A 23,136-nucleotide genomic window follows, 5' to 3' on the forward strand; every position below is an offset into this window, starting at 1 on the left:
CATGAAGCACGAAAGTACGCTATATGTGAATTCACACAAAATAAAAAAACGGGTCCGACAATCATTTCTGATTATCGAGCCCGTTTGCTCTATTGAGATCAAATCTTATTGTGCTTGAACGAATTCAGCCGATTTGATACCTGCTTGACGGCCGAAAATAATGATCTCGGCTACAGAGTTGCCGCCGATTCGGTTCTCGCCATGAAGGCCGCCAACCACTTCACCTGCTGCGAACAGACCTGGGATAGGTTGACCGTCTTTATTAACAACTTCTGTGTTGGTGTTGATCTTTATACCACCCATGGTGTAGTGAATCCCAGGGCCGATTTTGATCGCATAGAAAGGACCCTTGGACAAGTCGTTATCCATACCGGTTGTTCTGTCAAATTCAGCATCCTTTTTGTTCTTCACTGCGTCGTTCCATGTATCGAGTGTAGTTTTCAATTGATCTGCGGGTACGCCCATTTCTTTAGCCAGAGCTTCAATCGAATCGCCACTAATGACGAAGCCCATCTTTTCATATTGATCAATCGCCTTGGCACGAGATTTCACGCCGGAGTCGAATACAAGATAAGCCGATTTATCAGCTAGTTTGTTAATGGCTGCTGTTACTTTATCGCGAGTATCCAGTTCATTAACAAAGCGCTTGCCTTCGTTCGAGACGAGGATCGAGCCTTCACCACGCACTACTTCCCCGATCAGATACGATTTATCTTGCTGTACAGTTGGGTGAACCTGGATTTGATCCATATCCACCGTTATGCCGCCTAGCTTTTCAATCATTTGAATACCATCGCCAGTGCTACCTTCTTGGTTCGTAGTGACCAGGCCTTTCAAGTCGGGACGAACTTTGGAGATCATATCCATATTGGAGCCGTAGCCACCGGTCGTTACAACGACAGCGTCTGCAGTAATTGCCTTCTCATCTTTTTCGTCAAAGAGAACTTTAACGCCATTTACTTTGCCGTCTTTTTCAGTAATTTCCTTCACGTTAGCATTAACGAAAAGCGGAATTTCTTGTTCTTGAACATTCTTCAGCAATCCGTTGGCAACATATTGACCAACTGCTGATCCATCTTCAGGACGGTGTGTGCGTTTCTCACCCATGCCGCCAGTAATCGTAATATTATTCAATCGAATTCCGATGGAATCGAGCCAATCGATTGCACTGGCTGAATTGTCCACGAAGAACCGAAGCAATTCTTTGTCGTTGGTACCATGACCGCCTTTTAAAGTTTCCTCATAAAACAAATCGTTGCTGTCCTTGATGCCTTGTTCCTTCTGGAACTTGGTCTCGGAAGCGTTCATTCCCGAAGACGCCTTAAGCGTATTCCCGCCGGCAACCGGCATTTTCTCGAAAATAACAGGGTTCAAGCCTTTGCTCTTGGCTTCAAGTGCGGCAGACATGCCTGCGCCGCCCGCACCGACAATGATGATATCATATTTGTCCTGGAGTTGATCCAGTGGTGTGTAAGTCATTTTCGATGCTCCTGAGACAGCTTCATTACCTGCGGCCTCTTCTTTTTTCGTGTCGTTCTGTGGTTGGTTGTTTTTCTTGTTCTCATTCCCGCTTCCACAGCCCGCGATGACGAGCACGAAAGAAAGCATGAGAATTAGCATTGCTGCAGCTTTTTTCTGCATGGTTTTAACCCCTCCATTTTTCTATTTATAGTTGAACTTAAAGATGCTCATGAAAAGGAGAGTGTAACTTGAAGTGAGAAGCGGAAGATAGTTCTTCCCAGCATCACTCCATTTCGGTTATCCCCTCCTTAATTGGTATTTGGCTTCTTTAAGATCAACCTTATTGTAAAATAGGATGGAGTCGGAGATAGTGATTTTATTCACAATCGTAGACATACAATATATGACAAACCGTTTGGAGGTTAGTTCATCTCTTGTTATGATAATAGTTGTTATTGATGGTCCCGTCTTATTTAAGCGGGTTTGGAGATGCTATAACGTAGGAGAAATTCACCCGGCAGAGGGATAAGTTCTCTGTGTTGAGTATAAATGATTAGTGTGCTAATTGAACTAATTAATGAAGGAAGGTGCTGCGCTTGAATGCGGCTGGAGCATGTATTGTACAGAGGGATGGTACGGTATTGCTGGAGAAGAATCACCCAGGCTTTGAAGAAGCGCGGGCACAATTGATACAGATTGCTGAGCTGGTGAAGAGCCCGGCAAATTACCATACATACCGCATTACTCCATTATCGCTGTGGAATGCAGCTGCTGGGGAAGTCTGCGGCAGAGATTGTGGATTCTCTGGAGTCGATATCGCGGTGGGCGCTCCCTCCAGCCGTTATCTCAGATATTCAGGTGACGGTGTCGAGGTATGGAAGATTAAAGTTGCTCCCTGCCGAAGACGAGGAAGGGATGCTATGGCTGGGAGGTGAGGATGCCGACATCATGCGTCAGTTGGAACTTGAACCCAGCTTGTCGTCCTTCGGATTAGTTCACATCGATAATCTGCGAATGAGGCTTTCGGCTACCTATCGCGGCAGTATTAAGCAGGAATTAGCTCGTTTAGGGTACCCTGTACTTGATAGGGTCGGGTATCACGAAGGCCAATCGCTTTATTTTACCTTGCGAAATGTTTCCTCGAATGGGACGGAGTTCAGGCTAAGGCCGTATCAGGAGCAAAGTGTCGCCGCGTTTGCCAGGGATCAGGAGCAGGGCTCCGGAGGTAATGGCGTGCTTGTGCTACCTTGCGGGGCGGGCAAGACGGTAATTGGTCTTGCCTCTATGGAACGTTTTCAATGCGAGACCTTGATTCTAACCTCAAGTGTAACTTCGGTACGGCAATGGATCGCTGAGCTGTTGGACAAGACGACGCTCACATCGGATATGATCGGTGAATATTCCGGAGAGAAGAAGCAGGTTAGAGCAGTTACTGTGTCTACCTATCAAATATTAACGCATCGCAGTAAGAAGGAAGACGGTTTCAAGCATATGGGACTGTTCAATGAACGGGATTGGGGCCTGATTATCTATGATGAGGTACATCTGCTGCCTGCGCCGGTATTCCGTGCCACAGCGGATATTCAGGCTACCCGGCGTCTGGGGTTGACGGCAACCTTAGTGCGTGAGGATGGTCAAGAGCGCGATGTGTTCTCCTTGATCGGACCAAAACGCTATGAGGTACCATGGAAGGAAATGGAGGAGCGCGGATACATCGCTACAGTACTATGTCGGGAGATCAGGGCAGCGATGCCGTCAGCTCTTCAGGAACGCTATAATCTTGCCGGAGCACGGGACAAGTTCAGAATCGCAGCGGAGAATCCACATAAGATTGCAGTGTTAAAGGGATTGTTAAAGCGTCATGCCGGGCGGCAAATTTTAATCATCGGCCAATATTTGCAGCAGCTGCGCCAGGTTGCAGATGAACTGGGTATCCCTTTGATAACCGGAAGGATGCCGCAGGATGAACGTGAGCAGCATTTTCAAGCTTTCCGCAGCAAGCAGATCCCTGTACTGGTTGTATCGAAGGTAGCCAATTTTGCGATCGATCTACCGGATGCTGCAGTGGCAATTCAAATCTCAGGTAGCTTCGGTTCCAGACAGGAGGAAGCGCAGCGGCTCGGCAGAATTCTGCGTCCGAAGGAGGACGGGGAGATTGCGTATTTCTATACTCTCGTCTCGGAAGGAACTCGTGAACAGGAATTTGCCGTGCGCAGACAGTTATTTTTAATTGAACAGGGATATGAATATGAGATCATGTTGGAACAGGCGGACAGTCATATCAACTGGATAGGTTCCGAACGCATTGAGGGGGTATCGGAAGCATGATGGAGGCGATGATTCGTAAATTTGCTGGTTCTCCGTTCACATTGAGCAAATTGAATACGGCAGCTGCGGACAGACTAAGCGGTGCTGAGCTACGCGCGGCAATGCCTGATTTGCTTCATAAAGGGCAAGTCGCAGCCGTCAAGAAGTCTTGGGGGATAGGTTGTATTACATTCCAGGGGATGTGCTCTATGAGTACTGGATCAACTGGCCTCACATCGGGCTTGATTGCTTACCACCCGCTGGCGTCACTTTACGACAGGCTGCTAAGCAAGGGCTTGTGGTTGATTTATTTCGTGGATTAACCTGGATTGCTCATCACGGGCTACCGCTCACAGCGAAAGGGACGATTCACCAGAAATCACTCCATAAATGGCTAGAGCAAGTCGAGCTTACAGAGCAGGATGTAGTGGGTCTTAATTTACGCTACCCGCATCAGGAGGTCTATCCGGCCCATGCTGCCGTCATGCTCGATATGCTGCTTGCGCTAGGGGTAATTCGTAAGGAACGAGGCTCTTGGAGCTTGAATGCTCATGAGCTGTCTCAATGGTTAAGTAGGCCAGTACAACAGATGAATGATCTGCTGTTTCGTGAGGTAATGCTTCGCTATGTACCTGATGATGTCGCTCTGACGCATTTTACCTTCAGGCTGATCGCAGCCGATCTGGTAGAAGGACAGTGGTACTCCTTACATGAGGTCCACGCTTCTCTGACGAAGCAAAGAATGCTCCATGAAGAGCTACCACAGGATAAGCTATTATGGATGAGAAGCTGGCTGGAGGCTCTATGCGGACTGGGTTGGTTGGATCTTGGCGAGACCCAGGAAGGAGAGCTTGTATTTCGTTGGAGTATGAAGCCTTTATTTACCGAGCAGGATGCCATGTCCCTTCTTATAGCAGAGGAGTGCTTCTATATTCAGCCGGATTTTGAAATTATCGTACCGCCGGAGGTTTCCTACCGGGTACGCTGGGAGCTTGAGCTATATTGCGAGAACGTAACGATGGATGTCATGTCCATTTATCGACTTAGTCGGACCAGTATAGCTGCCGCCACGCAGCAGGGGAGAACAGTAGAGGAAGCTATTGATTTCCTGCAAAATGGTTCGGCTGGCATTCCAGATAATGTCCTGCTGTCCCTGAAGCAATGGGCCAAGGAGATGGGCCGGACTTCTCTTGCTGAGGTCCAACTGCTTCGCTGCAAGGATGAAGAGGCGGCTAGCAGGATTGCCGCTCATCCTGAACTGGGGGGCATGCTGGAGCAGATTGGACCACTCGTCTTCATCGTTGATCAGGATCGTCTGAACAAGGTGGAGAAAGTTCTGGAGGAACTGAGTCTATCACCGCCCAGACCGGGCTTGGGACAATCATTGGAGTTGAAATATATTCAGCTGGAGACCGATGCGGAGATTGTGGAACAAGAAGCTACTCATAATCGAGATATAACTGATCAACAAGCCTGGATATACAACGGGCGCGATTATCAGTTTTATGAGCGAGATATATCGATTCCTAAGGGTGATCAACTGTTCCCTGGAATGCAGGACATTCCTGGAGTATGGTTGAGAGAATTAAGGAAATACCATCCTTCTACAGCACGTAAGATCGCCCAGCAGGCCTTAGAGTGGAAGGCAAAAATGATATTGAAAATGGACGAGCAGTTGGCGGAATTTATTCCCGAGCGGATGGAGGGTGAAGAAAGTTGGCATATTCATGGTCTGCTCATGAATTTAGGCATGGATGGGAAGGATACGGGACAGGCACTACGCCAAGCTTCTCTTACGCCGGAGCAGTGGGATGAGATGCGAATTCTTCTGCCAGAATTATAAGTACGAGTTTAAAAAGTCAGATTTTCAGCACCGTGTTAGATATAGAATTTATTAAGTTTTCAGCGGGGGACTTTTTAACAACCTCTATAAGACCTCTTTTCGCTCAGGTAGAGAGTATGATATGATTACTTCGTCGACTGTAGTCAATGAAGTAAGTCGCAAACGGCGGATGGAATGACTTGTCGTCGCAAATAATTGCATAGAATCGAGTTGATCATTCATGAGCGTAACAGAGCGAGTTACGGTTGATATGGCCGAAGTACTGACATACGCCTATGAATTGGGTGATATGATAAATAATTCTACTGCTGTCTCTGATTATTTATTTTGGAAGCAGCGTGTGGAGGAAAGTGCGGAAATTCAGAATCTAATCCGGAAATTGGACGCACAAAAAGAACTGTTCGAGGAGACTCAGCGGTTCGGACATTTCCACCCCAACTATCACGAAGCAAAGGATCGGGTCACGGCGGTGGAGCTTGAACTGGAACAGTTCGAGGCAGTAAGTAAATTCAAGGCGGCCGAAGCGGAGCTGGATGGTATCCTGCATCAAATGTCTGAGATCATTGCCTATTCGGTCTCCGATACGATTAAGGTACCCAGCAATGATCCGAATCCCTCATCTGGATGTGGTTGCGGAGCGGCGGGTCATGCAGCTGCGGATAACGAACTGTACAAGCAATGACTGAAGGTTGCCATACTTGAAGAGGCTATGGCAGGCTGCATAGAGATAGTCGAAAGGAGAGGAAGCATGTTTCCGGAGCGTACAGGCTACATTATTTGGGTAAGCGATTTGAAAGCGGCTAGAAATTTGGAGAAATACGGGAGCGTGCACTACTTATCCCGGCGGATGCATTATGTTGTTATGTATGTAAGCGCGGAGCGTGCCGAGGATACGATGAAGAATATTCGCCGTCTTCCTTATGTGCGCAAAATTGAGCGCTCGTATCGCAACGAGATTAAGACGGAATACAGTAAAGACGTTCCGGATAAGACGCAATACTACGGCTTATAGCCTTGGAATGCGATCTGAAATATGTTTCTGAGTGGGGATTTTAGAAGCAGCGGCAGATTCTTGCCGCTGTTTTTTTGTTTTGTCAATAATTCCGAAAAAGCTAATAATAGTATGAAAGATCTATATCTTTTTATCTTATTAGCCCAATTTAACCGGATGCTGATCTTGTAGAATTATAGGTTATAATGTAATATAATAGGCAAATATACATAGTTACAAAGTCCTATCGATGCGAGGTGCGGCATGAGAGACAAGGCTACAGAACGATGGGGAACCTATGAAGCTTTCCATGTTCCTCTGGGCGATAAAAGAATCGCTGATATCGTGATAACCAATCATGCCAAGGTCAGGTACGAGGATCGTATTAAGGATACCAAGGCCCGGTATGAAGATATCGCTCTTTGGCTGTGGGAACGCCTAAAACAAGGTCGGATAACCCCTTATTATAGAAAAGAAGAAGACGTATATTTAGTGGATGATGACATCGTGATGGTTGCTGAGTTTAACGAGTTACCCGGAGAATTCGATCTAGCGGGACGACCGCTGCATCGTATGATCATCGTGACCTTCCTTGGCTTGATGTCGGAGACAATTGAGCTCCGTGATTTGAAATCGTATTATTCCTGGCTTCGCCATTCGCGGCGTATGACCTTGATGAAGAATAGCCGTAAACGAAAATAAGATCGGAACGTGCGAGGCGGAAGTGTCAGGAGTGCAAGTGACTGTCAACTACATACGATAATGGAGCAATTTTTAGGAGCCTTCCCTTGGTAGTATAACTACTTAGGGACGGCCTCTTTTTTTGTCATGTCCACCATGCTATTGTAAGAAAAGGGGGGATCAGAGTTGGCTTTAAATTTTCATCAATTACATATTTTTTATACCGTGGCCGAGCGGGGGAGCTTCTCAGCGGCAGCTCAGGCACTTCATATGACACAGCCTGCGGTTACGATGCAGATTCAATCGCTGGAGGATTACTTCGGTAGTAAGCTGTTGGTACGCTCTACGAAGAGGGTTGAGCTTACGGAAGCGGGCCAGACTCTGTATCCGTATGCGAAGCGAAGCATCGAGCTGATGCGGGATGCCGAGAAGGCAATGTCTCGACATACTTATATGTTGGAGGGCAGACTGCAGCTTGGGGCCAGCCTGACTATCGGCGAGTATGTACTTCCGAGGCTGTTGGGACCTTTCGCTAGTCAATGTCCACATATTTCTATATCCCTCAAAGTGATGAACACGACGCAAATTATCGACGAGATCGTTAGTCATCAATTGAATTTCGGGTTAGTAGAAGCTCCGGTTCATCATCCAGATCTGAGCTTTGAGCCAGTGATGGAGGATGAACTGAAGCTAATTGTACCTGCCGAGCACCCATTGGCGGAGCGGGAGCGGGTGACACTCCAAGAAGTAGTCAGCTATCCTTTCGTGTTAAGGGAGAAGGGCTCTGGAACGCGCCAAGTGATGGAATCGGAGCTGACGCATAGAGGGTTTGAGCCAGATCGAATCGAGTCTGTGATGGAGCTGGGAAGTACGGGAGCGGTCAAGTCAGCAGTGGAATCGGGGATTGGCATTACAATCATCTCACCTTCTTCGGTGAAGCATGAACAAGCGCTCGGATTACTGAAAGTTATTGATATTGAGGATGCCGAGTTTAAGCGAAAATTTTACGCGGTTCATTTGAAGTCGACCTTGCTGCCAGTCCCTGCGGTTACTTTTCTTACTTTTTTGAGAGAATATGGACAGTCTCTGTAGATGCTAATTATGGTAGTGGCTTAGCAACTCTCGGATCGGAATTTATTTATATATATTACAATTATGAGGATGTGAAGATTAATGAAGGAGACCAGAGAATCGATGTATGATTTACATACCCATAGTCGTGCTTCTGACGGGATGAATACTCCAGAGGAAAATGTGATCTTGGCGAAGGAGAATGGGCTGACCGGACTTGCCGTGACCGATCATGATACCGTGGCCGGAATCGCTTTGGCTCTGGCAGAAGGTGAACGGATCGGTGTTGATGTTATTCCAGGTGTAGAGATAAGTACCCAAGCAGGAGGTAAGGATATTCATGTGCTTGGATATTTTTTGAATTATAAGGATCCCGTTCTGCTAGAGCGGCTGTCTGGGCTCCGTGCAACACGTGATGCCCGTAATGAGCAGATTATTAGCAATCTTCAAGGTTTGGGCCTGTCGATTACCCTGCAAGAGGTTATCGATGGATTAGGCCGCATTTTGCGCCCGGATGAGAGCTTAGGACGACCGCATATTGCTGATGCGCTGGTGCGAAAAGGCTATGTCCGTGATATGCGCGATGCCTTTGATCGATATTTGGCTGAAGGGAAGCCCGGCTATGCAGCTCAGCCGAGAATATCACCGCAGCAAGCGATAGAGTGGATTCGCGAAGCAGGCGGTGCTCCGGTGATCGCCCATCCTGGCTTATACGGGGATGACGAGTTGGTCCGTACGATTATTGAAGCAGGCCGGCCTGCCGGAATCGAGGTATATCACTCGGACCACGGGCCTGCCGAGGAACATAGATATTTGACGATCGCTAGTGAGTATCATTTGATTCCAACGGGGGGATCCGATTATCATGGCGTCAGGCAGGGCGTTGTGTTTCATGGCGACCTTGGCAGTCGCTTCGTTACAGGAGAGACCGTGGAACGGCTGAGGCAAGCCGCCCAATCGCCCAACAATTGAGAGGGTAAAGGGCGGCGATATCTGATATAGTAGAGATTATTACTCTATCAGAACAGTATGCGTGGCTTCGAGTGAATTACTATAACGTTATGTTTCTAACGAAACAACAGATCGCTATTTACTCAAAAACAAAGGCAAAGGAAATCTAACGAAACACCATATCGTTATTTAGAAGAAAATCAGCTTTTGAGCCCTTAATTGGCTTGAATAACGATACCGAGTTTCGTTAAATTTTTTTGTAGTCGATTTTGGCTCAAATAGCGATACCACGTTTCGTTAGAGATTAAATAAAAGTTCAAAAAGTCCGGTTTTCAGCACCGAAGCTTATGCTTCCGATGTGCGTTTTTTCAAAACGCTTCAGTTGGATGAAGCTAGGGTCTGAGAAGCGGAGCGTACGTAGTTTGTACGTGAGCATCGGAAGGCCTGGGTGATGTCGTAGATACTTCCTGATTCACTTCGTGTTAGATATAGAATTAATAAGTTATCAGCGTAGCTGATGTAATTCTATATCGCAAGAAAACCTACCTTTGAATCGCGGTCGCTCATCCATGAATTGGCCTCGATTGGTTTTCTTATCAAAAGCGGACTTTTTGAACTACCTCTTAAAAAGGATGGCTGCATGATGACTTATAAAATGATAGTACTAGATTTAGATGATACTTTACTCCGTGATGATGGGACGATCTCGCCCCGTAATAAACAAGCGCTGATGTCTGCACAGGAAGCCGGCGTAAAAGTTGTGCTGGCATCTGGAAGACCTACGTATGCGATGAAATCACTGGCTGATGAGCTGGAGCTTGAGCGGTTCGGAAGTTATATTCTATCGTTCAACGGAGCGAAGATTATTAATTGGAAGACGCGGGAGGAACCGTTCAGCAGCACATTGACCCCGGAGACAGCCCACGCTCTTTATGAGATGAGTATTGAGGAGGGCGTATCAGCGTTGACGTATGTCGGCGACGATATTGTGACGGAGCAGGCGAACGAGTACACTCATATAGAAGCACAAATTACCGGAATGAAGATTGCTGAAGTACCTAGCTTCATCGAGGCGGTTCAAGTTCCGGTTGTGAAGGTGCTGATGGTTGAAGACCCGGACAAGCTTGTAAGGGTTGAAGAGAAGTTAAAAGTGAAGTTAGCCGGAAAATTGAACGTTATGCGCTCCAAGCCATTTTTCCTAGAGTTTACGGAGAATGGCGTCAATAAAGGAACCAGCCTGCATCACTTAATTAAAAAGTTGGGGATTGAACGTTCTGAAGTGATTGCGATGGGCGATGGGTACAACGATGTAGCGATGCTTGAATTTGCTGGTCTAGGGGTTGCAATGGGCAATGCTCCCGAGGAGATCAAAGCGTTGGCCGATTATGTCACAGATACGAATATGAATGATGGCGTAGCTCAGGTCGTGGAGTCATTTATTCTGAAAGACCTGATTCCAACGACATAACACATATATGTGCATACGCAAGTGCTCCCCGGTATGGGGAGCATTCATTTTAGGATAAGCTTTTAATTGCCAAACTTAATTGGAGGAAGTGAGGAATTATATAATGGCGAAATCAATTGTTGAGAAGCTGAATTTGCATAAGTACGACCGAGTTGCGGTATTGAATAAACCGGATGGCTCGGATTATCTTGAGGAGTTAAGTGGTTATGATGCGGTGCTTGAGGATCAAGCGTATGATCTCATATTCGCATTTGTATTAGATATGAAATCACTGCAGGAACTGGTTGATCACATCATCAAGCACCAGAACCTCCAAAGCGGGGGCTATCTCTTTGTTGCTTATCCTAAGAAGGGCAATAAGGTGTATCCGACCTACATTCATCGCGATGATCTGTTTCCGGGCCTTGGCAGTGATGAGGATGGTTTTATCGGAACAAGCACGATAAAATTCGCTCGTATGGTCGGTCTGGATGACGTCTTTACTGTCATCGGGTTCAAAGAAGATACCAAAGGTAAAAATAAGAGCATAGGCAGCACCTCCGCAAAACCGAGTCAGCGCGTAGGGGACTATATCGCTTTCATCCCTAACATTGAGAAGGATTTGGAAGACACCCCGGAGTTACTGACCTTCTACAGCTCGCTTACTCCGGGATACCGTAAGGATTGGGCGCGTTATGTCTACAGCGCAAAGCAGGAGGAGACGGTGGCGAAGCGCCGCGAGGAGATGAAGATGATTCTTCAGGCTGGTTACAAGACCCGTGAGCTTTACCGCCAATCCCAAGCCCAATCTTGATTCAGTTATGATCCGTCTAAACTGTATAGACTAATGAGACGAATTGCCCCATTTGTTCTATATGCTTTAAGCGAAAAGCACTTGGGACTGTTCCCTGTGGAAACAGTGGAATACCCTCTCCGAGGATCTTTGGGGTAACGGTAATATAGAGTTCGTCCAGTAAACGTGCTTCCAGGAAGCCCGCTACAAGCTGTCCGCCGCCGACAAGCCAGACATCACCATCAGAATCGGCTTTTAAGCGTGGGATTAGAGTGTCCAGAGCCTCATTCGTAAATGTAACGTGTGGGGCTGGAGGATGCTCCTTCCTGGACAGGACATAACATGGCTTATCTGCATATGGGAACTCCTCGGATAGCTTAAGTATTTCGTCATACGTAAGCCGCCCCATCACCACCGTGCCCACGGTACTGTAAAATTCACCATACCCGTTATCTCCTCCGTCTCCTTCCACATCAAAGAGCCAATCGACAGAACCGTCAGTTCTGGCAATATAGCCATCCAGACTCATCGCGACGTATAACACGATTTTATTGTTTTTCATTTTTTATCGCTCCCTTCTATAGATTATGTTACATTTGAATTATGACAATACTTGACGTAATTAGGTGAAGAGATTGAATCAACGCAGACTGATGATTATGCGTCTATTGGACGCCAGAAAGAAATTTACGGCTCGTGAACTGGCTGAACGTTTTGACGTATCGATACGAACGATTCAGCGGGATCTCGACTACTTACAGCAACTGGGTTTCCCCTTATATACCGAGGTTGGTGTCAATGGTGGCTATCGGGTTCTACCAAACCGGATTTTGCCTCCTCTGCAGCTTACCGAGCATGAGGCATTCGGTTTGTTCATGATGATGGAGTATTTACAGCAGGTTCCCGACTTTCCTTACGGCTCCATTCGTAGTCAGCTGTCTGATCACTATTTCTCTAGCTTGCCGAACGATGTCCAGGATAGGATTACCCGGATGGCTCAGCATATTGCATTTATACAGGATCACTCTATGCAGCCGGAAGCCCTAACTACGCAAATCATCAATGCTGCCATGGAGAAAAGACAGATCAAATTCACTTATGCTTCACGCAGTGGGCTGAAGGATGTAGAGGCTTACCCGATTGGCATCTATTATGAGCATGGCTACTGGTATATGCCAGCCCAGAAGCGTGAGCGGGTACTGTTGTATCGGCTTGATCGGATGCGACAGGTGGAAATTCTTCACTGCACGGATGATTCCGTTCCCACGCTGAAGGAATGGTTAGCCTCAACAGATGATAGGGAGAAGACAGAAGTGACGGTGCGGTTTACCGATTTCGGCGCTAGACTTGCTCAATCGGATCTTCATTTCAAGTCGGTGAAGGATCTTGAATGGAGGGGAATGGTTCCGCCGGAGGAATTCCCATTCATGGCCCGCAGGTTACTCGCTTACGGTCCTGAAGCGGAGGTTATCCAGCCGAAGCAAATACGGGAGCTTGTGAAGGAGTTACTGGAGTGTAGCTTAACTCCATATCGGCATGACTAGTGAAGCTCTTCGAACGATCTATTGCATAAAAAGACCGTCCGGCATACAGCGCCGGACGGTTCTATTTATTATTTCGTGTAATTGTCGAAGTAGCCTTGAATATAGATGACAGGCGTACCTTTGTCGCCGCTTCCTGAGGTCAGGTCGGATAGGGAACCGATCAGATCGGTAAGCTTTCTTGGCGTGGTGCCTTGCGCTTCCATAGCTCCTGTAAGATCGGATTCCTTATTGTTAATGTACTCAGCGACCGCTTGCTGCAGTTCTTCGCCTCTCAGATGGGCAAAGTTGTTATCGGCCAAATACTTTAATTTAACCTCGTTAGGCGTGCCGTCCAGGCCTGCGGTGTAAGCTGGGGATACAACCGGATCGGCGAGCTCCCAGATTTTACCCACTGGATCTTTAAAAGCACCGTCTCCATAGATCATAACTTCAACCTGTTTTCCGGTCTTCTCTTTGAGCGCGGATTGAATTTTATCTACAATAGGCTGACAGTTGCGTGGGAAGAGCTTCACGCTGCTCTCAGTGGATTTATTGGAGCCAAGCAGACCGTATGACTCATTAAATCCGCCACCGTCCACAGACTCCGACAGGATATTGTCAAGGCTGAAGACTTTCTCAGCACCATTTGCTGTTAAGATGCGTTTTGTTCTGAATCTCGTATGAATGTCGCAAGTCAGAACGCTCTTCGTATAATTCAGGATCGTCTTCGGATTGTTCGAGAAGATAACTTCACATTCAACGCCGTATTCTTCAATTAGTGATTTATAATAGTCGATGTAATCCACACCAGTAAATGTATGCTTGTTATATCCGAAATGGTCGCGGAATTGCTGTTCAGTCAGTACATCCGTCCATGGATTGACTCCTTTTTCATCGAGCAGGTCCAGATCGACCAAGTGATTACCTACTTCGTCAGACGGATAGCTTAGCATTAATACGATCTTCTTAGCGCCTTTGGCAATGCCCCGGAGACAGATTGCAAAGCGATTGCGGCTCAGAATGGGGAAGATGACTCCGATGGTATCATCACCGAATTTAGCGTTAACGTCCTTCGCGATCTGATCGATTGTCGCATAATTGCCTTGGGCGCGCGCTACGATCGATTCAGTGACCGTTACGATATCCTTATCGCCAATTTCAAATCCTTCGACTTCGGATGCTTTCAGTACACTGTCCACGACGATTGTCTCAATGCTGTCTCCCTGATTGATGATCGGGCAGCGCAAGCCTCTTACCACAGTTCCAACTACTCTTTCCAATATTATCGCTCCTTGTAAGCTATATTAGAGGTAGTTCAAAAAGTCCGATTTTGAATCAGGAAGCTGACTCGGCATCGAATCTTGAATTCAGCCGGGCCTTCCAACCTTCTTGGTGCTGAAAACCGTACTTTTGAACTCACACAATGATGAGTTGAACGAATATTCAACTCATATTGTGAAGTCTCTATTTTTATGAGGTTGTTCAAATAGAGTTTGTTCAAAAATTCGCATTCTTTTTGAACCTACCCTTGTAATATACATTGGATTAATGATATAAGTAAAATTAATATATTGAATGTCGGGTATAAGGAATGGTTATATGTCAGGCAAACTGGATTTATACAAAATATTTTGCAAGGTCGGAAAGAGCGAGAGCTTCTCCAAAGCAGCCAGGGATCTATACCTGACTCAGCCAGCGGTTAGCCAAGCGATTATGCAACTGGAGGGTGAATTGGACATCCGCCTGTTCAACAGAACGCCCAAAGGGGTATCTTTAACCGATGAAGGTAGTCTGCTTTTTGAATACGTGAATTCGGCGATCAATTTGATTCAGGCTGGGGAAGAGAAGATCCAAGGATTCAAGGATATGACGGTAGGAGAATTGAAGGTCGGTGTCGGGGACACGATTTCTCGTTATTTTCTGCTTCCCAAACTAGAGGCTTTTCATAATAAATATCCCTATATTAAATTCAAGATCGTGAACGGGACAACCCAGGAGCTATGCTCGATCTTAAAATCAGGCGAGGTCGATATCGCGGTCTGCAACTTCCCACTTGCGGATTCAACACTGTTGCTCCGGCCCTGCCTCGATATCCATGATATATTTGTCTGCGGGGAGAAGTACCGACAGCTTCTGTCCGGTCCTGTGAGCCTGAATGAAGTCGTGAAGCAGCCGTTGATATTGCTGGAGAAGAACTCCAATTCCAGACGATATGTGGAGGAGTATATCCGGTCCAAGGGAATTCAGCTTTCGCCGGAATTTGAACTCGGCTCGCATGATCTGCTGCTTGAATTCGCCAAGATTAACCTGGGAATCGCTTGTGTAACGAAGGAGTTCTCTCAGGACTACTTGAAGAAAGGGATCTTGCATGAGGTTCCATTAAGCGAAGCAATTCCGCGAAGAAGCATCGGAGTATGCTCGTTAAAAGGTGTGCCCTTATCAATCGCTGCCAAGAAATTCGTTGAGATTATCGAAGACCAGCAGATGTAATCTCGGCTTCCCAGAGCGAAAATCTATTGACATAAGGTCTAGTAAGTATATAATGTTTTGTAAAGGTCCAATACGGCCTTTATATTTTTCCTTAATTATTTAAGAACATTAATTAATTACATTGAATAAATTGAAAGGGGTGACTGAATGAAGTCGTTTTTGCCAAATGACATTAAGGATGAGAATCGAAAGATTATTTTTGATATTGTGATGCAGAATCCGGAGTTAGCGAAAGTCGAAATCACAGAGAAGACAGCGATGAGCTTTGTAACGGTGAGTAAAGTCGTCAATTTCTTCGAAGAGATTGGACTGTTGACCGCGACTGGAGAAAGCCGGGAAGGCTCTGGCGGCTTAGGGAGAAAAAGAACGGTATACCGATTTAATGAGAACAGCTATGTAACCGTCGGAATTCAAATTATAGGCAGCAGAATTACTGCGCTACTCATCAATCTATATAGCAAGATTATTGATTCATATTCGATCGAGACAGATATTCCGTTCTATAGCGAAGAGTTTATCTCGATTTTTGAAGATATCATTTCGCGCATGAAGAGTGTAGCGGAGAAAACGAACAGCGTCGTCCTAGGTATCGGTATTGGGATCGATGGTGCGATAAACACAAGAAAGAAAACGATCAGAATGAGGATTCAGGACAATAAGGAGCAGGACTACAATTATGAGCCAATTATTGAAAATCTGATCAATCGGGTTGATTTGCCTATTTTCCTTGAGAACGATGTAAACGCTTCTACCGTTGCTGAATTCCGAAATCTGGAGAACTCCGGAAAAGCGCTGGCTGATCTGGTTCATATTGCAGTAGGCGATGGGATCGGTGGAGGTTTGATCATCAATAAGGAGCTGCATAGAGGCTTCAACGCAAGCGCGGGTGAGCTCGAGTATATGTGTTTCGATCCCGATTACAGAAGATCACCTTCCTCTGTTGGCTGGCTGGAGAGCAAGCTGGGGATTCAGCATTTGCTTAGCCATTATGATCTAAGCTCCGAATCAGATAAGGAAGCCTGCGCAGATTACGTAGCCAAGCATATAGCTCTAACGATGATTAATATCATCAGCGTGCTGGACATCGACCAGATTATTATTAGCGGTAAGACGGTAGCTCTGTTCCCTGATCGGATTCTAGAGAGAACAAGATATTATGTTGGACAGTATGTGGAGTGGACTCCAACGATCACTTATAGTGATTCGCATCATTCGACAGCTGTTGGAGCGGCCATCCTCTCTCTTCAGCATGAGATGATCAAAGTAATATCCGGATAGGAAGTGAACATGATGATTAAGATTTTTGCGACGGAAGAGGAAGTGGCAGATGCCATTGCCAAAGAGATGAAGGAGCATCTATCGTATGAGCATCCAGTGTTCTGCTTGGCATCAGGCAGCACACCGCAGAAGAGTTACCTGAAATTTGCGGGTGACGCAGATCTCCATTCCAGGATTCAACAGCTTAGAATCGTCAGTTTGGATGAGTGGGTAGGAATAAGCAGAGAGTCTGAGGGAAGCTGCTATCAAATGCTGAATCAGGATTTATTCTCACTTGTACATTTAGACTCAGACCAAATCGAATTCTTTGATGGGACGGCACCGGACCTGGAACAGGAATGTCTGAGAATCGACCAGTTTATTGCTGAGCATCCCATTACTTTCAGTCTCATGGGAGTTGGAATGAATGGTCATATTGGTCTGAATGAGCCAGGCTGCTCGTTGCTGGATCATAGCAGTGTCGTTGATCTTTCGGAGACGACCAAGACGGTGGCTCAGAAATACTTCCTACAACCTACGGAATTGGATAAAGGAATCACCTTAGGTTTAAATCAGGTGGCGGGTAGCAAAAGGGTGATTGTAGCGATTACCGGTGAACGCAAAGCCGGGATCGTTAGAGAAATATTTACAAATCCAGAAGCAAAGCTACCTGCTCAGGAGCTGCTTGGTTATGAACATATCGATTTCTTCCTGGATGCGGAGGCAGCGAAATATATAAAACAGCGATAAAAACTGAGGAGTTCAAATCATGAGTAACAGCGTCATTGGAGTAGATATTGGAGGTACGAACATACGAGTCGGGTTAGTGAATGAGAAGCTTGAATTGGTCTGCAAAGAGACAACATTGACTAGTGATTTTCGAACTGCCAATGAGATGTTTATGGCTATCAAGCAAATGATCGAACGAGTAGATGACCATAAGTCAGCCGACAAGATAGGGATTGCTTTACCCGTACCATGGAAACAGCGGACCAAGACTATATATGATGCGACCAATATTCCTTGCCTAGAAGGGATTGAAATTTCATATATTAAGCGTTTCTTTACTGGCTATGAAGTTCATTTCGAGAATGATGTAAATGTCGTGACTTTGCTCGAATCAGAGCATGGCGCTTCCCAGGCATATGAACAATCGATCTATATTACAGTAAGCACGGGAATTGGCAGCGGTATCATTTTGAATAATGAGGTTCATCATGGGGCACATGGTTATGCCGGCGAGATTGGAAGTATGGTGATATCCGATAACGGCAGGACCCATTCGACATTATATCCGGGCACGCTCGAAGCTCTATGCAGTGGTAGAGCACTGGAGCAAGAGAGTAGGAATCTATACGGTAACGAGGCTACGGTGCATCTGTTGTTTGAGAAGTATCAGCAGCATGACGAGAAGGCGATAGGTGTGGTGAATACCTGGATTGAGTACTTCTCAAATGCAATTGCTTCATTAATGCAGACGATCGATCCGGATATATTTGTCATTGGAGGAGCGGTCATTTATAACAACCAATGGTTGATAGATAAAATTGTTGAAAGCGCTAAAACCAAGGTGTTTGAGCACTTAAGCGACAAAGTCAATGTAGTCCTATCTAAATTTGGCCCTGATGCAGGTGTCATTGGAGCGGGTTACATGGCGTTAAAAAACGATAAAGGAGTCAGAACAGCATGATGAAAATGAAAGTAGCGTTAGTCGGAGCGGGAAGCGTCTCCTTTGCTTTAGGGGCATTGCAAGATATGGTATTGTCCGAGCGTTTGAAAACTCAGGTCCAGCTTGAAATCGCCTTGATGGACATTGAAGAAGAAAATGTAGCTAGAACCTATAAGTACGCTACAGATATGTTTACCGCTTTCTCACATCCGGCGAACATCTGGCAGACAACAAACTTGGAAGATGCGCTGAGAGCAGCGGATTTCGTCATCGTGGCGATCGAAGTAAATCGTTATTTCTACTGGTCGCAGGATTTCCATATTCCACGCCGCTTCGGAAGCAAGCAAATTTACGGGGAGAATGGCGGCCCTGGGTCGATGTTCCATACCCTTCGAAATCTTGGCCCGATGCTTGAAATCGCCCGTACGATGGAGCGTGTCTGCCCAGATGCTTGGTTCATTAACTATACGAATCCTGAAGCGAAATTGGTTGAGGCTATCTCGAAGCTTACTTCGATCAAAATTGTCGGTCTATGCCATGGACTCGATATGGGGATCGAACAACTGTCCCAATTCCTGGAGATGGATATCGCCGATATCGGAATGGAAGGCGGTGGCTTGAATCACTTCGGCTTCTTCACCAAGATCTGGAACAAGAAGACGGGAGAAGATCTGTATCCGTTGTTTGATGAGAAGGAGAAGCAGGCCAATCGTCTGGCGCAATTCGATCATGTCGCACTATCCAGAACGATGTACCGTACTTATGGCTATTATCCTTACCCTGGAACCAACCATTGCGGTGAATATGTTTCTTATGCCGAGGATTTCTATGCTGGCTTGTCTTTGCAATACCGTTATGACCCGATTCGCGAGAAGCTGTGGAGAAGGACTCAAGAACTCCTGATTTCGTATATTGTGCAAGCGGCAACAATCTGGATCAAGGCTTATTCTCAAAGATTCAGACACAAGAACTGTGGGTGGAAGAGGCTTATATTTTCGATAAAGAGAAAGTTAATAGAAGTAATGAATATGCGATTCCAATTATTGAGGCCATCTTCTTTGACGATGAAATTGAGCTGAATGCGGTCAACTTGCCGAACCACGGCGCGATCAAAAGACTTCCTGACGATATGGTTGTTGAGACGCAAGCGATCGTTAACGGCAGCGGAATTACGTTGAAGCCGATGACGGTGGAACTACCGACTGCGGTTATCGGTACGATTCATATTCAAGGCTCGATCCATAAGTTGCTGCTCGAAGCTTTTGTAGAACAGTCCAAAACGAAGCTGCTGCAAGCGATTCTGTTAGATCCGCAGTCGCCAACGTATTACCAGGCTTGTGCAATGATCGACGAGATGTGTGAGATGCAGAAAGATATTTTACCTAAGCTGGAGTGGAAGTAAAGGGGACCATATGAATAATACAAAGATCATTGAGTTGCTTCAGGAGATGACTCTTGCCGAGAAGATCGGACAGCTCTCACAGACGACCGGGGAACATTATGTCGGCAAAATTGATAACGAAATGGTCGAGACCGGCCCGGCTTCCCAGATCATATGTTAGAGGGAAATACGCTGTACACGATGGGTAGTATTATTGGCGTGTCGAGCGCTAAGATCACGAACCTGATTCAAAGTGAGTACTTACAGAAGTCACGGCTTAAGATACCTCTTCTTTTCATGCATGATGCGATACACGGATATAGAACGATTTTCCCGATCCCATTGGGACTCTCTTCTACTTGGGATGAGAGGATTGTGCAGCAGGCAGCGGAGGATACGGCATCAGAATTGCGCGCTGCGGGCATCCATGTTAATTTCTCGCCGATGGTTGATCTAGTGCGCGACTCTAGATGGGGAAGAGTGATGGAGTCCTTCGGTGAGGATCATCTGCTGTCCGGTAATCTTGGCCGGGCGATGATCCGAGGCTATCAGAAAGGCGAGAACGGAGAGATTTCCGAATCAGGAGTAGCAGCTTGTTTGAAGCACTTTGCTGCGTATGGAGCAGGTATTGGCGGCAAGGACTACAACACGGTGGATATGTCCTGGAGAGAATTTTACGCCTATTATGGCAAGCCTTATGAAATCGCACTTCAGGAGAAGCCTAAATTCGTGATGAGCTCCTTCAACACTTTCAACGGGGTTCCCGTAAGCGCGAGTGAGCAAATGATGAAGGATATTCTAAGAGGCACCTATCAATTTGAAGACATAGTCATATCAGATTGGGGGGCTGTTGCTGAACTGCAGAATCACCGTGTTGCCGGCGATGGCAAAGAAGCCGCTGAATTGGCCTTGAAAGCAGGCATCGATATCGAAATGGTCTCGACGTTGTACCTTGAACATTATGAGCAGATTCTACAAGAGAATCCAGAGCTGATTCAAGATATCGATGCGGCGGTACTGAAAATTTTGCAGCTGAAAAATGAGATGGGTTTATTCGAGAATCCTTATGTTGACGAAGCGGCTGAGAATGAAATCATCCTTAATGCACGGTTTCAAGAACATGCTAAGGAAGCTGCCAAGAGAAGCTGCGTGCTGCTGAAAAATGAACAAATGTTGCCAATACGCAAGGATTACAAAAAGATCATCATCGTCGGCCCATTTGCCGGGAGTAATCAATTACTGGGCAATTGGCAGTGTAAAGGTAGCTTTGAGGACGTAGTTACCTTAGCGGAAGGGATGAAGCGGGTAGACGATTCATTCGATCTGCATGTTTACGAATCTTTAGAGGATTGTCCTCAAGACACGCTGGAGCAATGCGATTATATTGTCGTAGCAGTCGGTGAGGATTGGCAATTGAGCGGCGAAGGGCACAGCAGCGTGAACATTGAGCTTGCTGGCGATCAGCAGCATTTGATTCGTGATGTGAAACAGACGAACAAACCGTATGCATGTGTCTTCTTCTCGGGTCGTCCATTAGTACTTCAGAGCATTATCGATGATATCCCTGCTCTTCTGTGGTGCTGGTATCCGGGAACACAAGCCGGGAGTGCGATTGCGGAACTGCTTACGGGTCAAGACACCCCATCAGGGAAATTAACGATGTCGTTCCCGCGTCATTCAGCGCAGACGCCGATTTATTATAATGAGTACAGTTCAGGCCGTCCGGCTAATGAAACGAGCTATAGCAGTAGGTATCAGGATTGTGAAGTTGGGCCACTATTCCCGTTCGGGCACGGGCTGACTTATACCGGTACGCAATATTCTGATTTTGAAATTTCGAGTCATGATCTGTCAAGTGATCAGGAATTGACAATCTCTTTTCAGGTGAGCAATCCAAGCGGGTATCATTATTCTGAAATCGCTATTCTGTACATCGAAGATCTTGTCTCCAAGGCCGTCCGTCCTGTGCGTGAGATGAATAAATATCAGCTCGTGGACGTACCGGCTGATCAGACCGTTACCGTACAGATGACGCTATCTTCGGCGGATCTTCAATATTTGAATGCCAATTTGCAGCATACGATTGAACCGGGAAAATTCAATATTTACATCAACAGTCTTGAACGTCCCGTGTTCACGATTGAATACCGATAAGAATGTCGTACTCACAACATATTTTATGAAATGATCACTAGGCTCGCTCAATTATTAAATTAAATTAATTAATTGTGTAAAATTTATCCAACCACAAATCCAAAATATTTGAGGGAGCCTAGAAGATTTTGGGATAACGCTTACAAGGTCAGATAGAACTGACCATGCAGTACCTGAAGAGAGAGGAGGCATACGGATGAAATCCAAGTTTAAAGACAAGTTTCTGTCCCAGTGGGAGCTTCAAGCTATGATCTGGCCGAGCATTATCTTAATGATTATTTTCTCGTTCGTGCCGATGTTCGGATTGATCATTGCTTTTCAGGATTATTCTCCGTTATCCAGTTTTACGGGCTCGGAATTTGTAGGTCTGGACAATTTCAAAGCCTTTTTGGGGGACCAAGATTTCTATAATGTACTGACGAATACACTGGCCATCAGTCTGATGAAATTGTTAATCGGCTTCCCGCTTGAGATCATCCTAGCTATATTAATTAATCAAATTAGATTAAGCTTCTTCAAGAAATTTACGCAGACGATATCTTATTTGCCGCACTTTCTGTCATGGGTTATTCTGGGCGGCATGATTATATCGTGGCTCGGCTCGACGGGGCTGGTAAACAGCTTCCTGCTATCGACGCATCTCATATCTGAACCGATCTCCTTCCTGTCTAATGCTGATGCTTATTGGTGGGTAGCGACGCTGTCGGATATATGGAAAGAGGTTGGCTGGGGAACGATTCTCTATCTTGCGGCCATCGCGGGAATTGATCCTTCATTATATGAGGCGGCCAGGGTTGATGGAGCGAAAATCTTAAAGAGAATATGGTATATCACGCTTCCCGGTATCAAAAATATTATCGTCCTAATGTTTGTACTTCGTGTAGGTTCTGTCCTGGGAGCGAATCTGGAGCAGACCCTCGTATTGCAAAATTCTACGAATATGCTGCGCAGTGAAGTCATCGATTCCTATGTATATCATTTGGGTCTGACGCAAGGAGACTTTTCCTTCGCGACTGCGGTCGGGATCTTCTCGTCTGTCGTATCCGTCATACTGCTGCTGATTGCTAATTTCTTAACTAGGAAGCTTAGCGATAGTTCAATTTTTTAGAAGGGAGGG

At 46.1% G+C, this 23,136-nt stretch carries 21 protein-coding genes and 2 pseudogenes; 20 read left to right on the top strand and 3 right to left on the bottom strand.

The window, feature by feature from the left end; all coding sequences use genetic code 11:
• Positions 1–105 precede the first annotated feature (105 nt).
• Complete coding sequence (locus RE628_RS09390) at positions 106–1,641, bottom strand: flavocytochrome c (protein ID WP_309158471.1); 1,536 nt, start codon at positions 1,639–1,641, stop codon at positions 106–108.
• Positions 1,642–2,057: 416 nt separating this feature from the next.
• Between RE628_RS09390 and RE628_RS09395 the strand changes: the two are divergent.
• From RE628_RS09395 to RE628_RS09440, 10 genes and pseudogenes are all read left to right on the top strand, one after another.
• Positions 2,058–3,789: pseudogene (locus RE628_RS09395) on the top strand (DNA repair helicase XPB).
• On the top strand, positions 3,786–4,091 hold the full coding sequence (locus tag RE628_RS09400; protein WP_309158472.1) for a hypothetical protein: 306 nt from the start codon (positions 3,786–3,788) through the stop codon (positions 4,089–4,091). Before RE628_RS09395 ends, RE628_RS09400 begins: the two are co-directional and overlap by 4 nt.
• Positions 4,067–5,611, top strand: coding sequence for a helicase-associated domain-containing protein (locus RE628_RS09405; RefSeq protein WP_309158473.1), 1,545 nt, complete (start codon positions 4,067–4,069; stop codon positions 5,609–5,611). The genes RE628_RS09400 and RE628_RS09405 overlap by 25 nt, the downstream gene beginning before the upstream one ends.
• 220 nt (positions 5,612–5,831) lie before the next feature.
• Positions 5,832–6,274, top strand: a pseudogene (locus RE628_RS09410) (YlbF family regulator).
• Between the two features lie 85 nt (positions 6,275–6,359).
• Positions 6,360–6,623 carry a YlbG family protein gene (locus RE628_RS09415; protein WP_309158474.1) on the top strand — a complete coding sequence of 88 codons (264 nt, stop codon included), beginning with the start codon at positions 6,360–6,362 and terminating at the stop codon, positions 6,621–6,623.
• Between the two features lie 243 nt (positions 6,624–6,866).
• Entirely contained in the window at positions 6,867–7,304 is a 438-nt protein-coding gene (locus tag RE628_RS09420; protein WP_309158475.1) for a hypothetical protein, read from the top strand.
• Positions 7,305–7,469: 165 nt separating this feature from the next.
• Positions 7,470–8,375, top strand: coding sequence for a selenium metabolism-associated LysR family transcriptional regulator (locus tag RE628_RS09425; protein WP_309158476.1), 906 nt, complete (start codon positions 7,470–7,472; stop codon positions 8,373–8,375).
• Between the two features lie 81 nt (positions 8,376–8,456).
• Entirely contained in the window at positions 8,457–9,326 is an 870-nt protein-coding gene (locus tag RE628_RS09430) for a PHP domain-containing protein (protein ID WP_309158477.1), read from the top strand.
• 622 nt (positions 9,327–9,948) lie between these two features.
• Positions 9,949–10,773 (top strand): Cof-type HAD-IIB family hydrolase, encoded by an 825-nt coding sequence (locus tag RE628_RS09435; protein ID WP_309159422.1) that lies wholly within the window; start codon positions 9,949–9,951, stop codon positions 10,771–10,773.
• Between the two features lie 103 nt (positions 10,774–10,876).
• The gene (locus tag RE628_RS09440) at positions 10,877–11,566 is read left to right on the top strand and encodes a YdeI/OmpD-associated family protein (RefSeq protein ID WP_309158478.1); all 690 of its coding nucleotides are present in this window, start codon (positions 10,877–10,879) and stop codon (positions 11,564–11,566) included.
• Between the two features lie 16 nt (positions 11,567–11,582).
• On the opposite strand, the gene RE628_RS09445 is transcribed toward RE628_RS09440, so the two are convergent.
• Positions 11,583–12,107, bottom strand: a complete 525-nt coding sequence (locus tag RE628_RS09445) for a dihydrofolate reductase family protein (protein WP_309158479.1) — start codon at positions 12,105–12,107, stop codon at positions 11,583–11,585.
• Positions 12,108–12,180: 73 nt separating this feature from the next.
• Between RE628_RS09445 and RE628_RS09450 the strand changes: the two genes are divergently transcribed.
• Positions 12,181–13,089: a helix-turn-helix transcriptional regulator gene (locus RE628_RS09450; protein WP_309158480.1), complete on the top strand. Its 909-nt coding sequence runs from the start codon at positions 12,181–12,183 to the stop codon at positions 13,087–13,089.
• Positions 13,090–13,157: 68 nt separating this feature from the next.
• On the opposite strand, the gene RE628_RS09455 is transcribed toward RE628_RS09450, so the two are convergent.
• Positions 13,158–14,348: a coenzyme F420-0:L-glutamate ligase gene (locus RE628_RS09455; protein WP_309158481.1), complete on the bottom strand. Its 1,191-nt coding sequence runs from the start codon at positions 14,346–14,348 to the stop codon at positions 13,158–13,160.
• 319 nt (positions 14,349–14,667) lie between these two features.
• On the opposite strand from RE628_RS09455, the gene RE628_RS09460 reads away from it, so the two are divergent.
• The 9 genes from RE628_RS09460 to RE628_RS09500 all read left to right on the top strand — a co-directional run bounded on the left by RE628_RS09460 (position 14,668) and on the right by RE628_RS09500 (position 23,127).
• Positions 14,668–15,558, top strand: a complete 891-nt coding sequence (locus tag RE628_RS09460; RefSeq protein ID WP_309158482.1) for a LysR family transcriptional regulator — start codon at positions 14,668–14,670, stop codon at positions 15,556–15,558.
• Positions 15,559–15,705: 147 nt separating this feature from the next.
• Positions 15,706–16,836: an ROK family protein gene (locus RE628_RS09465; RefSeq protein WP_309158483.1), complete on the top strand. Its 1,131-nt coding sequence runs from the start codon at positions 15,706–15,708 to the stop codon at positions 16,834–16,836.
• A gap of 9 nt (positions 16,837–16,845) precedes the next feature.
• Positions 16,846–17,565 carry a 6-phosphogluconolactonase gene (locus RE628_RS09470; RefSeq protein ID WP_309158484.1) on the top strand — a complete coding sequence of 240 codons (720 nt, stop codon included), beginning with the start codon at positions 16,846–16,848 and terminating at the stop codon, positions 17,563–17,565.
• Between the two features lie 19 nt (positions 17,566–17,584).
• Positions 17,585–18,505 carry an ROK family protein gene (locus RE628_RS09475; RefSeq protein WP_309158485.1) on the top strand — a complete coding sequence of 307 codons (921 nt, stop codon included), beginning with the start codon at positions 17,585–17,587 and terminating at the stop codon, positions 18,503–18,505.
• Positions 18,502–19,563, top strand: coding sequence for a family 4 glycosyl hydrolase (locus tag RE628_RS09480; protein WP_309158486.1), 1,062 nt, complete (start codon positions 18,502–18,504; stop codon positions 19,561–19,563). Before RE628_RS09475 ends, RE628_RS09480 begins: the two co-directional genes overlap by 4 nt.
• Positions 19,461–19,886: a family 4 glycosyl hydrolase gene (locus RE628_RS09485; protein WP_309158487.1), complete on the top strand. Its 426-nt coding sequence runs from the start codon at positions 19,461–19,463 to the stop codon at positions 19,884–19,886. The genes RE628_RS09480 and RE628_RS09485 overlap by 103 nt, the downstream gene beginning before the upstream one ends.
• A gap of 10 nt (positions 19,887–19,896) precedes the next feature.
• On the top strand, positions 19,897–20,046 hold the full coding sequence (locus RE628_RS09490; RefSeq protein ID WP_309158488.1) for a hypothetical protein: 150 nt from the start codon (positions 19,897–19,899) through the stop codon (positions 20,044–20,046).
• Complete coding sequence (locus RE628_RS09495; protein WP_309158489.1) at positions 20,040–22,019, top strand: glycoside hydrolase family 3 N-terminal domain-containing protein; 1,980 nt, start codon at positions 20,040–20,042, stop codon at positions 22,017–22,019. The genes RE628_RS09490 and RE628_RS09495 overlap by 7 nt, the downstream gene beginning before the upstream one ends.
• A gap of 196 nt (positions 22,020–22,215) precedes the next feature.
• On the top strand, positions 22,216–23,127 hold the full coding sequence (locus RE628_RS09500; RefSeq protein ID WP_309158490.1) for an ABC transporter permease: 912 nt from the start codon (positions 22,216–22,218) through the stop codon (positions 23,125–23,127).
• The last annotated feature ends 9 nt before the right edge of the window (positions 23,128–23,136 follow it).

Origin of the sequence: Paenibacillus sp. D2_2, assembly GCF_031199965.1 — a bacterium.
Classification (GTDB): domain Bacteria; phylum Bacillota; class Bacilli; order Paenibacillales; family Paenibacillaceae; genus Fontibacillus.